Origin of the sequence: Paraburkholderia sp. D15 (genome assembly GCF_029910215.1) — a bacterium.
GTDB lineage: Bacteria > Pseudomonadota > Gammaproteobacteria > Burkholderiales > Burkholderiaceae > Paraburkholderia.
In genome coordinates this window covers 44,226-57,102 of sequence record NZ_CP110395.1, presented here as the reverse complement: position 1 = coordinate 57,102, position 12,877 = coordinate 44,226, and the positions used below count along the sequence as shown (strand labels likewise).

Annotated in this window: 10 protein-coding genes; 2 read left to right on the top strand and 8 right to left on the bottom strand. The window is 65.3% G+C overall.

What is annotated here, in order from left to right; translation table 11 throughout:
* Positions 1–19: 19 nt before the first annotated feature.
* Both LFL96_RS00220 and LFL96_RS00215 read right to left on the bottom strand, forming a co-directional pair.
* Entirely contained in the window at positions 20–886 is an 867-nt protein-coding gene (locus LFL96_RS00220; protein WP_280996925.1) for a DUF4123 domain-containing protein, read from the bottom strand.
* Positions 886–3,687: a type VI secretion system Vgr family protein gene (locus tag LFL96_RS00215; RefSeq protein WP_280996924.1), complete on the bottom strand. Its 2,802-nt coding sequence runs from the start codon at positions 3,685–3,687 to the stop codon at positions 886–888. The genes LFL96_RS00220 and LFL96_RS00215 overlap by 1 nt, the downstream gene beginning before the upstream one ends.
* A gap of 495 nt (positions 3,688–4,182) precedes the next feature.
* Between LFL96_RS00215 and LFL96_RS00210 the strand changes: the two genes are divergently transcribed.
* Together LFL96_RS00210 and LFL96_RS00205 are read left to right on the top strand one after the other, a co-directional pair.
* Positions 4,183–4,443: a PAAR domain-containing protein gene (locus LFL96_RS00210; RefSeq protein WP_280996923.1), complete on the top strand. Its 261-nt coding sequence runs from the start codon at positions 4,183–4,185 to the stop codon at positions 4,441–4,443.
* Positions 4,440–5,945, top strand: coding sequence for a hypothetical protein (locus LFL96_RS00205; RefSeq protein WP_280996922.1), 1,506 nt, complete (start codon positions 4,440–4,442; stop codon positions 5,943–5,945). The genes LFL96_RS00210 and LFL96_RS00205 overlap by 4 nt, the downstream gene beginning before the upstream one ends.
* Positions 5,946–6,023: 78 nt before the next feature.
* On the opposite strand, the gene tssF is transcribed toward LFL96_RS00205, so the two are convergent.
* The 6 genes from tssF to cadR all read right to left on the bottom strand — a co-directional run bounded on the left by tssF (position 6,024) and on the right by cadR (position 12,579).
* The gene (gene tssF / locus LFL96_RS00200; RefSeq protein ID WP_280996921.1) at positions 6,024–7,865 is read right to left on the bottom strand and encodes a type VI secretion system baseplate subunit TssF; all 1,842 of its coding nucleotides are present in this window, start codon (positions 7,863–7,865) and stop codon (positions 6,024–6,026) included.
* 217 nt (positions 7,866–8,082) lie between these two features.
* Positions 8,083–8,877: an ABC transporter substrate-binding protein gene (locus tag LFL96_RS00195; RefSeq protein ID WP_280996920.1), complete on the bottom strand. Its 795-nt coding sequence runs from the start codon at positions 8,875–8,877 to the stop codon at positions 8,083–8,085.
* Positions 8,878–9,035: 158 nt separating this feature from the next.
* Positions 9,036–10,190, bottom strand: a complete 1,155-nt coding sequence (locus tag LFL96_RS00190) for a pyridoxal phosphate-dependent aminotransferase (protein WP_280996919.1) — start codon at positions 10,188–10,190, stop codon at positions 9,036–9,038.
* A 160-nt stretch (positions 10,191–10,350) separates the two neighbouring features.
* Positions 10,351–11,754 carry an ATP-dependent RNA helicase DbpA gene (gene dbpA / locus LFL96_RS00185; RefSeq protein WP_280996918.1) on the bottom strand — a complete coding sequence of 468 codons (1,404 nt, stop codon included), beginning with the start codon at positions 11,752–11,754 and terminating at the stop codon, positions 10,351–10,353.
* Positions 11,755–11,785: 31 nt separating this feature from the next.
* Complete coding sequence (locus LFL96_RS00180; protein ID WP_280996917.1) at positions 11,786–11,986, bottom strand: hypothetical protein; 201 nt, start codon at positions 11,984–11,986, stop codon at positions 11,786–11,788.
* A 161-nt stretch (positions 11,987–12,147) separates the two neighbouring features.
* Positions 12,148–12,579, bottom strand: coding sequence for a Cd(II)/Pb(II)-responsive transcriptional regulator (gene cadR / locus LFL96_RS00175; RefSeq protein ID WP_280996916.1), 432 nt, complete (start codon positions 12,577–12,579; stop codon positions 12,148–12,150).
* Between the last annotated feature and the right edge of the window lie 298 nt (positions 12,580–12,877).

Below are 12,877 nucleotides of genomic sequence, written 5' to 3'. Positions count from 1 at the left end.
TTCATCCTTTGATCGGTACTCAGGCGACGGTCAGCTCGCCGCGCGTGTCGAGCGGCACCAGCATGCCGGCGTTCGCGAGCGCGTCGAGCGCCGCGCGCGCCGCCGCGCCCGGTGAAGCCGGCTCATCGGTCCACACCGCGCTGACGGCCGCATGCACCTGCGACGGGCTCGCCTGCAACTGTCCGAAACTCTCCGGACGTTGGCGGATATGGAAAATCAACGTGTCGATCTTCGCGGCCCGCCGCAGCGCAGCCATTTGTTGCGGGTCGAGGCGATACGGGTCGTCTGTTGGTGATTTCACTTCGATGTCGCGGTCGATGCGTTCGGCTTGCGCGTCGAATCGCAGCGGCGTCAGCACCGCCGCGCGATCGAAATACCACCAGCTGTCGAGCCCCGCGAAAAACCGCGCGCGCTGCGTTTCGTTCAGTACGTCGGCCCATGACGGCAGGCAGCGCGTATCGGCGTAGCGCACGAGAAACGCTTCGTCGTCGCTGGCGCGCGCCTCGAACTGGCGACGCAGATGGGCCGCCAACGCGTCCGCCTCGTACGCGGTATGCAACAGGCTCAGCATCGGGCGGCCATCGGTGTGGCGCAGCAAGCCATCGCACACGGCCGCGCGCCGCTCCGCGTCGGCGGGCAGCGGCACGAGGCACGGCGAAATGGGCAGCAAGTCTTCGCCGTCGTACAGCCCTTCGTACAGCACGACGACGGCACCATCCGGATACAGCTCGTGCAGATGCTCACGCAGCACGCGCGAGAAACCCATGTCGAGCAGCGCGTACCAATGGCGCGCGGTTTCGTCGGCCGGCCGGTCGAGCACGCGCCGCAGACGCGGCAACGCATCGGACGGATAGGTGTCGATCCAGTTGGAAGCGTCCGTCGTCATCACGCTGCCTTCGCGGCCAGTGCACTGCCCGACTGCATGGCGTGCAGCAGACACTCCACACACACCTTCTCGGGGAAATACGGCATTTGCGTATCCAGTTGCGCCGGTCCGTCGAACGAATGCTGGGCCGCGTGGATCGTCAACGCGCCCGGACAGCCGAACGTGACGTTGCCGCCTTCGATGGTCAGATGCGCGCCGCCGCTCACCGCCAGATGCACGGTCTTTTGCGCGCTCAGTTCGACATCCGCGCCGATGGACGCGACCTTCAATTCGTCGCGCGCACGCAGCGCCAGCGTGTCGTGCTGCGCTTGCAGATCGAGGTTGTCCTTGCCGGCGATCACGCTAAGACCGCCGCCGTTCGATGTATTGCCGCCCGCGAGCCAGCCGATCCCCTGGCCGCTGTGCACGCGCAGCGCCTGGTTCACCGCGAGGTTGAGATCGCGCCCGCTGCCGACGCTCAAGGTTTCACCGGCCGTCCACTGCAGCGCCTGGCCAGCGAGCACACCCTGGCCGCCGCGCGCTTCGATGCCGAGCACCGCGTCGCCGGTATGTGGCAAGGCCTTGTCCGTCGAACGGCTCGACGCATCGGTCACGCTTTGCGCGAAACCGCCCGCGCCGACCGTGGTGCCGAAACTCTGCGCGAGTGCGTCGAGCGGCGCGGCCTGGCTGTTGATGGTGGACTGCCCTGCGCTCGTCGCGCCGCGTTGCGATGCGAGCGGTAGCGTCAGATGCGTGTCGGCGCTCTGATCGAGTTGCTGGGCCAGTTTGTTGTGCTGCGCGAGCAGCGAGCGCATGGCGGGAATGTCGCCCGCCGGCTGACCGGCGTTCGACGCATAGCTGCTGATCAGCACGCCGCGTTCGCCGCGCACGGCGCCATACGCGTCGGAGCGCAACTCGACGCCCTGTCCGCGAAAACTGCCGAGGTAGTTGTCGGCCTGATAGCGCAGATGTCCGAGATTCAGTTGGGTCGACGCGTGCGTCGTACTCATTTGCAGACGGCCCATGCCGTCGCTGTCGTCCGCCACGAGCTGGTTGCTGCTTTGCCCGTCGAAGCCCTGGCTTTTGAAACCGGACAGCGCGCCGGCGTGGTTGTGCCGGCTCGCGCCGGCGCCCGCGCCGTGCCAGGCCGGCGCGTTGCCGCCCGCGAGATTGCCTTGCGCGCTCGCCATCTGATCGCTCGCCTGACGGTAGACCGATTCGTCGAGCGGCTGCCCCGCCTCGCCGCCGGGCGTCGGTGCTTCGCCGCCCTCGCCGCGTCCGTTGAACAGGCCGCCGAGAATGATGGGCCGATCGATCAGCCCGTGATCGAACTGCACCAGCACTTCCTGGCCGATGCGCTGCATCTGCTGCAGGCCGTGGCCGTCGCTGGCGAGCCGCTGCATCGCGCGAGTCGGATAGGTGCCGCTGTCGTTGTCGGCCTGCCAGTGGAAGCGCACGCGCAAACGCCCCTGGGAATCCATATGCACCGGCCCGGTCGCGCCCGGCGACGACTCGCCCTGCGGACCGGCCACGATCGCGGACTGCGCGCCGAGCGCCGTGGCCACCGGATTCAGACGCTGCCCCGTGCCGTCTTCCAGCGTGGGACGCCAGACCTGCGAGCGCGGCACCGCCTCGAAGCGGTTCGCGTAGCCGCCGGTCTGCGCCTGCTTGAGCACGCGGGGATCGAGATCCGCGTCCGGCAGCGCGCCGAGATTCTGCGCGACCGCCGCCATGGCCGTCTGCGGCAGATTGTTTACGCCGACGTGCTGCACCGCGCTCAGCAGGAACGCGTCGGGCGCCTGCGCACCGCCGCCCGCCTGGGCTTGGGCCCATGGCGCCTGGGTCGGCCGCCATGCGCGGCCTGACGCAGCCGTGCGCAACGTGCTGAAACCGGTCCAGAAACGCGCCGCCGAGACGATCGCGTCGGCCTGCCGGCGCGCGATGGTCTCGGCCTCGCGCAGACTCGCGAAGGCTTCCGGTCCGACATCGTCGTACAGCTCGCGGCTGCCGGACGGATTGCCGAGGCTCGCCGCCGCCGTGGTGGACTGGTTGCTGCGATAGTCGCTGCTCAGCAGCGTGACGCGGTCGGCGGTCAACGAAAGCGACTGGCCGATGCCGAGGATCATGTCGTCCGCCGCGGTCGTCATGTCGCTCAGGCGCTGCGGCACACCGCCGAGCCGCGCGGAAGTATCGTCCTCGGGAAGCTGCGTGCTGTCGTCGAAAATCAGCAGCGTGTGACCGGAAGGCGCATCCGTGTCCTCGACGAAGCAAAAGCCGAGGCCCGCCGACGCCAGCAGATGGCGAACGAAATCGTAGTGACTGTGCGTGCGGTACTGGACCACGTAGTCGCGCGCGCCCAGCGCCTCGATGCGCTGGTTCGCGTCCGTGGTGAAACGCCAGCGCGCGATCGCGCTGTAATCGGCAAACACCTGCTCCAGTATCTCGGCCACCGACCGGTTGACGAACGTGCGCTCGTCGCGGCCCTGCGTCAACGCGGCGAGCCAGGGCACCAGTTGCAGGTGATAGCGGGCGAGGCCGGCGTCATAGCCGACGCATTCGGCTTCCGCCACGAGCCCGCTGCGCGTGACGGATGTGCCGTCGCCAAGCGCCATGCGAATCGTGGCGCGCTGCCCGAGCATGGCTTCCAGATCCAATGCCGGACTGGTCGCCAATGCGTGGATATCCCATTGATAGTTATTGCAAAGCGCTTCACGCCCGGACCAGCGTTCTATCTGCATGGCCGATAGCGGACCGGCTCCTTCGAGCGAATACAGGCGATTAAATGTGCCAAACAAAGACGTGTATTGCGCAATAACGCTCATGAAGGCCCCGCTCTCAGTGACGACCACTTTTTAAGTACATATTGCCGCATCGAGAAAACAGGATTCCGTTAGTCGGCCAATATGACCGCTTCAGGCCGCTTTCGGCCGTTTCTGGCCACGCTCACGAATTATTCATGAACTTCGGAATGCCCTGCGCCCCCGTTTTCGGTGCGGTATTTTAAATGAGCCACGGATATTTACGCTATAAGAAAACTTCAGTTTGGAGGGACTTACCGGGATTGGCGCGGCAATACCGGTGCGATAGAGCGCGCAGAAGAATGACGATGGCTTGTCCACCCGCTCATTGACCGAATTGTTAAATGCACGAATGCCGCGGCGCGATTGGAATATCGCCTTCCATCGGCATTAGCAAGTAAAATCAGGGCGACCCGTTTCAGTCAATCGATCGCAGTCATTCGACCGGCGGTGCGCCGCCAATCCAGCCAATCCAATATCCGGCGGTTGAACGGATAGAACAAAAGGGGAAACCAGCGCATGGCACGTCCATTCATTGTCCTCGGCGACAAACATAGTCACGGCGGCACGGTGACGAGCGCGGCAGTGAACGCCAAAATCGCCGGCAAGAATATCGCTCGCCGCAATGACAAGGTGAGTTGCCCGATTCACGGCCCCAATCACATTACCGACGGCGACGATACGGCCATTGTCGAAAACGAAGCCGTGGCGCGCGACGGTTATAAAACCGCCTGCGGCGCGACGCTGATCGCCAGCCAGACGACCACCGGCGGCGCATGAGCATGGCCAGCGTCGCCACCGGAGAAAGTCCGCGCCCGCGTTCGATGTGGCGCACCGTCGCGTCGGTCGTCGCCGTTTTCCTCGCGGTGTGGGTCGTCGCGGTGCTGTACTGGAAGACGACATACCACGTGCCCACCGGGCGCGACCTGCTGCTGTATGGGCTCGCGTTGCCGGCGCTGCTGGCCGCCGGGGTCATCGCCGCGCGCCGTGCGCTGTCGGCGCCGGCGAGTCCACGTCCGGCCGCGGCCGCGCAAACCGCCGGCGCGCCGGCCGGCGTATCCGCGAACGAAGTCGCGATGCAGCACTGGACCACGGCACTGCTCGACAGCAGCCTGCGGCTGCCCGCCGGCATCACGCCCGACGAAGTCGCCGACGCCGCGCGCGCGGCCGGCGTGATCGGCTTGCACGACGAACTGGCGCGTCAGGACGGCGTGAAGGTCTTTGCCGGCGGCGTCGCCGCGCTCGCGCCCGGCCGGTTCGACGACGACCTGCTGCCGGATGGCTCGACGCACGCGCTGCAGGACGAACACCGCCGCGCACTGCTGCTCGCCGCCGACACGCTCGACGAGTTGATGGAGCGCCAGGCGGTCCAGCTCGGCGATGCAGACGACGACGCGCCGGCTCACAACGCGAGCGGCGCCCGCGACGCCCGCGACGCTCTATCGTTCCGGCTGCATCTGCTGATCCCCAAACGCTGGCAGCCTGTCGCGCCGACGCTCGCGGCATGGCTCGACGCGCACATCGCGCGCGAACGCTGGATGCCGCGCATGGAACGCATGCCCCCGGTCAGCGTGGCCGATCCCGTGCAGGCGTTGACGGTGCTGGACGAACTGAGCGTCGCGCTTCGTCAGCAACCCGTCACCACGCGGCACGTCGTGCTCGCGCTGGACTCGTCGCTCGGCCAGCAAACCGTCGACACGCTCGACAACCTCGGCCAGCTCTACGAGCAAAAGCATCCCGACGGCCACGTCCTCGGCGAAGGCGCGTGCGCGCTGCTGCTCGCGCATCCGGCCGCCGCGGGCATGGTGCCGGTCGCGCACATTCACCGCCTCGTCAGCGCACCGCTCGCGGGGCCGATCGAGCAGACCGCGCAGCAACGCGGCGACACCGTTACGCGCCTGCTCGACGCGGCGTGCGCGCAAGCCACGCAAGCGGCCGTGCCGGGACTGGAGATCGCGTCCTGTGCGCTGGTCAGCGACGCGGATCAACGCATCAGCCGTCGTGCGGAAGTGACGAGCGTGGTCGAAGCGAAATGGCCGGACGGAGACAGCGGGACGGAGACGGCGGCAACTTCGGAAACGGCAGCGCACGGCCTGCACCTCGGCTTCGCCAACGGCGAGAGCAACGCGGTGCTGGCGTTAAGCGCGGTCGCGGTGGCCGGCGCGCACAGTCTCGCGGAACAGCAACCCACGTTCGCCGTCACCACTGCCGATGCCAATGCGCGCGGCGTGATGCTCGTCAGTCTGCCGCCGGTAGAGCAGGCTGTCGCGTTGTCCGCGTAGGCGTCGGACGTAAAGCGGTCGGACGTAAAGCGGTCGGACGTAAAGCGGTCGGACGTAACGCGTCTGGGTCAGGCAGATTTAAAGCAGATGTCCGCGCCCCGAGCGGCGCGGACAACGCAACAATTCCGCGCCGTCACTGCTCGACAGCAAGACCAGCTGGGTGAAACCGCTGCGCGCGATATGCAGGCTCAACAGCGAATCGAGCAGTTGCGCGAACACATTCAGGCCGGTCCCCACGAAGTGATTCGGGTGGACCGTCACGCGTATTTCGATGCCCCGCACCACCCTCGCGAAGGGTTTGTCCGGCACCCACGCCGTCACCGCCTGCTCGGTCACATCGACCACGCCCTCCACCTGTCGCGCCGACACCGGCGTGCCCGCCAGATCGTGCAGACGCAACAGATCGCGAATCGGCGCGGGGCCCGCGTTCAACAGCAGCGGATTGAACGACAGTTGCGAAATCAACCGCCACAGCACGCCGCGATCGTGACGGAAGTACAGCGATCGGGTAGGCCGATGCAGCAGCGTGATACGCCGGGCCAGCGTGCCGCCCTCGATCAGCAGATCGCCGGCCGGCGAGCCGTGAGCGAGTTGCTCCGGCAAGTCGCGGTTCGTGCAGGTGAGTTTGAAATCCAGCGCGTTCGGCGGCGTCACCGATTCGATCCGCTCATCGACGAAACCGAGCGCGACTTCGTGCCCCGGTTGGCTGCGCGCGACCAGCGGGTCGCGATGCGTGCGCCAGTAGAGCGTCGCGCGTTTGTCGTGGCTGAGCGAGTGCAGCGCGGGATACGTCGTCAACTTTTCGCCTTGCGGCGTCTCCGTCACCTGCGAAACCGCATCGACCGAATACACCTCGTAGGCGTGCGCATTCTGCTCGTCCGCGAGAAGCGGATAGGCGTCGCCGATCGACGACACGCTCAGCCGCTTGCCGAGCTTGCCCTGCGTGTCGAACAGATTGACGACGGGCGTGCAGCCCGACACGAGATGCTGCGGGCCCAGCGACTCCAGCAGGCGCGCGGCGTCGGACTCGACCGGAATGTCTTTCAGCAGCAGATGCAGCGTGAACTCGCGCCCACCCAGACGGCCGGCCTGGCGCAGATCGCAATCGAAGAAACCGAATTTCTCGGGGAAGGCGAAGTATTCCGTCAGCAGCGGATAGGCCGCGTCGACGGCTTCGGGGTAAGGCATCAGGCTTTCGTCGCGCGTCATGCCGACCGCGGCGAGCGGCACGCGATCCAGCGCGATCCAGCGGCCCGTGTACGCCGGTTCGACGTACGCGGCCAGCGTGTGGATCGACAACGCGTCGCGCAGCGCCGCGCTGAAGAGCGGCTCGCCGCGCGCGTAAAGACGGATCGTCTCGAGCTTCAGATCGGCGATCGACGCGTGCGCCGACTGGATCGCGAACGTGATCGAAATCTGCGCGCCGGCATTGGCGGGCAAACGGAACGAACGCGGCGCCTGCGCAATCGCATGAAAGCGCGCACCGCTCACCTGCAGCGGCGACAGCGTGACGTCGAACGCGGTGCGGAAAAACACCTTGGCGCCGCGAACCGGCGGACTGTACAGCTGGGTGCCGCGTGGAATCACGACAGACGTGGACATCTGCGCGGCCCGGCTGCTGTCCACTTCGAAGCACGCGATCGAACACGATGGAAACGGCCGCAGATAGTGCGGATACAGCGCCTCGATGAACCCCGTGGTGAACTCGGGATAGTCGTTCTCGATGTTCTGCGACGCCCGCGCGCCAATCAACGCGAACGATTCGAACAGACGCTCGATGGATGGATCTTCGCTGCCGCCGTCGGCCCCGCTCGTCAGCAGCATGCGGCTCGCGACCTTCGGATAGCGTTCGGCGAACGCCCGCGCGGTCTGTCGAAGCAGCGTCAGCTCCCGCTCGTAGTAGGGCAGCAAATCATCCATAGACGGCTGTTTGAGGTGGCAGCGCATGCCGCGCGGTGGGCCTGGAGGCGGACCACTTTACAGCAACATTTCGGCAGCGTCCATGCGGAATAGGTCAACGGACGCGGCGAGCGCGGCGGGTTCGCTCGCCTTTGTCGACAGCAATTCGTTCGCTGCAAGTGGCCTTTGTCGACACCGTTGCGAGCGCGCAGACCGCGGCGCTTTGGCCGCCGGCTTCTTACTTCGCGCTCACATCGATATCGCCGAGATATTTCGCTGCCAGCGTCTTCACCGTGCCATCGGCCTGCACTTTCGCGATCGCTGCGTTCAACTGGTTGCGCAGCGCGGTATCGCCCTTGCGAATTCCATATGCGATGCCGCTGCCGAGAATCTTGTCGTCCCGCACGGGCTGACCGACGAATGCATAGTCCTTGCCGTTCGGCTTCGACAGAAAACCCGTTTGCCCGGCGGGCGCGAGTACGAGCGTCGCGTCCAGCCGCCCGGCGACGAGATCGGTGTAGACCTGGTTCTGATCCTGATACGGCACGACCGTCACGCCGGCCGGTTCCCAATGCGTCTTCGCGAAGGTTTCCTGAATCGACGCCTGCAGCACGCCGACCCGCTTACCCTTCAACGAGGCGGGCGTCGGCAGCAGACCACTGTCGCGTTTCGCGATCAACTGCGTCGGCACGCGATACACGACGCTGGTGAAATCGATCGCCTGGCGGCGTTGCTCGGTGGCGTTCATCGCCGAATTGATCGCGTCGAACTTGCGGCCTTGCAGCGCGGGAATCAAACCGTCGAACGAGGTCTCGACCCACTTGCAGGTCATGTGCGCGGCGGCGCACACCGCATTGCCGACGTCGACATCCAGCCCCTGCAACTCGCCGTTGGGCCCCTTCGATTCGAACGGCGGATACTGCGCTTCGAGTCCGAAGCGCAACGTGGACGTGTCGGCTGCACTGACGGCGGACGACGCCGCGAGCGACGCGAATGCGCAGGCCAATGCCACGAGCGGCTTGAGCAATTTCATAACAGGTCCCCTTCTCTACGGTTCTGCTTCGATTCTGTTTTTGGCGCCTTTGCGCGACACGCTGCCACGCGAAGGCGCCACGATCTTACTGTGGTCAAAAAAGCCGTCGTTGTACGCGCAAGCCACAATCAACGGTCAGCAATGAGAACAGCGAGCAATCAGATTTCGCACAAACGCCGCGCGCCTTCGATCAAGGTCGCGTCGTCCTTGGAAAAGCTCAGGCGGATCAGACCGGAGTCGGTGCCGTCGGTATAGAACGCCGACAGCGGAATCGTCGCGACCCGCGCGTCGCGAATCAGACGCAACACGAAGTCGCTGTCGCTCTCGTCGGAGAAGCCGCGAAAGCGGGCGAGCATGAAGAAGCTGCCTTCGCTCGGCAGTAATTCGAACCGCGAGTCGCGCAGCGCATCCGCGAGCAGGTCGCGCTTCTTCTGGTAGAACGCGGACAGGCCAAGATAGCTGTCGGGCTGCGCCAATGCATCGACGAACGCGTACTGCATCGGCGTGTCGGCGGAGAACACCATGAACTGGTGAACCTTGCGAATCTCGTCCATCAGCGCGGCGGGCGCGAGGCAGTAACCGATGCGCCAGCCGGTCACGTGATACGACTTGCCGAACGACGACACGATCACGCTGCGTTCCGCGAGTTCGGCATGACACGCCATGCTCTGATGTTTCGCGCCGTCGAACACGACGTGCTCATAGACCTCGTCGGCGAGGATCACGATGCCGGTGTCGCGCGTCACCGCTTTCAGGCGCGCGATGTCTTCCTCGCCGAACACGGTCGCGGTCGGATTGTGCGGCGTGTTGACGATGATCATGCGGGTCTTCGGCGTGATCGCGGCGGCGACCTCGTCCCAGTTCACGCGGAAACCATCCAGAGAGAGCTTGATGGCCACCGGCGTCGCACCTTGCAGACGCACGATCGGACCGTAGCTGTCGAACGAAGGTTCGAAGTAGATCACCTCGTCGCCCGGATGCACGAGCGCGCTGATCGTCGAATACAGGCCTTCGCTCGCGCTCGCGATCACCGTGACTTCGCTCGCCGGGTCGTAGCGCACGCCGTACAGCGTTTCGACCTTGTCGGCCAGCGCTTCGCGCAGCGCCATGATGCCGGCCATCGGCGCGTACTGGTTATGACCTGCGCGCATGGCTCGCGCGACACCGTCGACCAGCTTCGCGTCCGGCGCGAAATTCGGCGCGCCTTGCGACAGATTCAGCGCGTCGTGCTCCGCGGCCAGCTGGCCGATCACGGTAAAAATCGTCGTACCCACGTCGGGCAGTTTCGAGCGGGCTTGCGTGGCGCTCTGCATAAGGCTTCTCCCTTTCTCCATCCGGCGACGTCACCGCCTCGGCACGAAAACGCCGAGGCGGTGCTATCCAGTCCGGTGATTAGGCATCAGCCAATGAAGCGCAACAATCGAAACTTTGTCATGCGCGGCATGCGTTTACGTCATGGCGCGCGAGTACCGTTCAGGCGTCGGTCATCCTGCGGACCTTGACCTTCTTGCCCTTCACCTTGCCGTCGCTGAGCTTGCGCACCGCTTCTCGCGCAATGCCGCGTTCGACCGCGACATAGGTCGACATTTCGGTCACGTTGATCTTGCCGATCTGCGATCCCTCGAAGCCGGCTTCGCCGGTCAGCGCGCCGAGCACGTCGCCCGGACGGATCTTTTCCTTGCGGCCGCCGAGAATCTGCAGCGTTTCCATCGGCGGCAGCAGGCGCTGGTTGCTCGTGGCCGTGAGTTCGGACAGCTTGTGCCACTCCACCTCGCGTTTTTGCGCCTGTTCCAGACCACCGACGCGGCCCATCTCGTTCATGCTCGCGAGACTCAGCGCCCAGCCTTCCTGATCGGCCCGGCCCGTGCGGCCGATGCGGTGCACGTGCACTTCCGGGTCCGGCGTCACGTCGACGTTGATCACCGCCTCCAGTTGCGCGATGTCGAGACCGCGCGCGGCGACATCCGTCGCGACCAGCACCGAGCAACTGCGATTGGCGAACTGGATCAGCACCTGATCGCGTTCCCGTTGATCGAGTTCGCCATGCAGCGCGAGCGCATGAAAACCTTGCGCGCGCAGCACCTCGAGCAGATCGCGGCACTGCTGCTTGGTGTTGCAGAACGCCAGCGTACTGACCGGACGATAGTGGTTCAGCAGCAAACCGACGGCGTGCAGACGCTCGTCCTCGGTGACTTCGTAGAAGCGCTGGCGAATTTTGGTGTTGTCGTGCCGCTCGGCCAGCTTCACTTCCTTCGGGTTGCGCAGGAACTGCTGGCTCAGCTTGACGATGCCTTCGGGGTACGTCGCCGAGAACAGCAGCGTCTGGCGCTCCTTCGGACATTGCCTGACGACCGTGGCGATATCGTCGAAGAAACCCATGTCGAGCATGCGGTCGGCTTCGTCGAGCACCAGCGTGTTCAGCGACTGCAACGGCAGGCTGCCGCGCTCCAGGTGATCCATGATGCGGCCCGGCGTGCCGACCACGATGTGCGCGCCGTGTTCGAGGCTCGCGGTTTGCGGACGCATCGGCGTGCCGCCGCACAGCGTCAGCACCTTGATGTTTTCCTCGGCGCGCGCGAGGCGGCGGATTTCCTGCGTGACCTGGTCGGCGAGTTCGCGCGTGGGGCACAGCACCATCGCCTGAACGGCGAAGTTGCGGGTATCGAGCCGCGCGAGCAGCGCCAATGAAAACGCGGCGGTCTTGCCGCTGCCGGTTTTCGCCTGAGCGATCAGATCGTGACCGGCCAGCGCGATCGGCAGGCTCGCGGCCTGAATCGGCGTCATCTCGACGTAGCCGAGTTGCGTCAGGTTCGCGAGCGCGGCGGCCGGCAACGGTAGCTGGCTAAACGGCGCGCCGGCGGAGGTGGGACTATTCATGAGGGAGCTCGCTGTCGGCTGAAGGCAAAAGTTATTCGGCCATCGGGCCGGAGTCGGGACGGCCTTCGAGCTGTTCGTACAGCACCGATCCGTCTTCGGCGTCGAAACGCTCGACGTAATTGCGCGCGCCGCACATCGGGCAGCGGAACAGCAGCCCCTGCCCTTCGTTCTTGATGACGACGTCCGATTGCTCCCACTGCGCTTCGCAGGACTGGTTTCTACAGGTAAACACGTTGATTCTCCAACTGGATTCGATGATGGGTTCGGTGCGTTCACCGGCGAGCGCCCGTGAACGCCGACTACCGGCACGCGCACGTCAGCGCAGGCATGCGCTGACGTGGGCTGTTCTGCTTTGCGACGACGCTATTGCTTCAAAGCTTCAAGCTTCGGGCATCAACCGAGATGCGTATGCCGCGCCCGCGGCGCGCTCACATCCATGTCGGTGAGGCCCTGCACGATGCCGCAGTCTTCGACGGCCTGTTCGCCGTGACATTGCTCGCGCAGCGTGGTGAGTTGCGCCTTCAACTGCCGCAGTTCGTCGATCCGCGTATCGACGTGCGCGATGTGCTCGTCGATCAGCGCATTGATGCCGCCGCACCCTTCGGCGGGTGCGTCGGTAAGACGCAGCAGCGCGCGGATCTCGTCGTGCGTCATGTCGAGCGCGCGGCAATTGCGGATGAAACGCAGCCGTTCGACGTGCTTGCCGGTATAGCTGCGGTAATTGGCCTCGGTGCGCTCCGCTTCGGGCAACAAGCCCTCTTTTTCATAGAAACGGATCGTTTCGGTCGTGCAATGGGCGATTTTCGCGAGTTCGCCGATTTTCATGGACCCTCCGGATAGCGGCCTTGACCTTGTAGTGGCTTCAAGGTGTTTACTAGACCACAAATCGAACCAGGAAGCCACCATGTCTCACGCCGAACACGCCGAAGCCGATCGTCCGGAGCAGGTCAAAGCCTGTGCCCATGGGCACGAGGGGCATGCTCATGGGCATCAACACGAACACGGCCATGACCATGACGGCGATCACGCGGGGCACGATCACGCGGGTCACGATCGTCATCATGGCCACAGCCACGCCCACGCCGAAGCCGGTTGCTGCGGCTCTCCCGCGCCGCTCGCCACC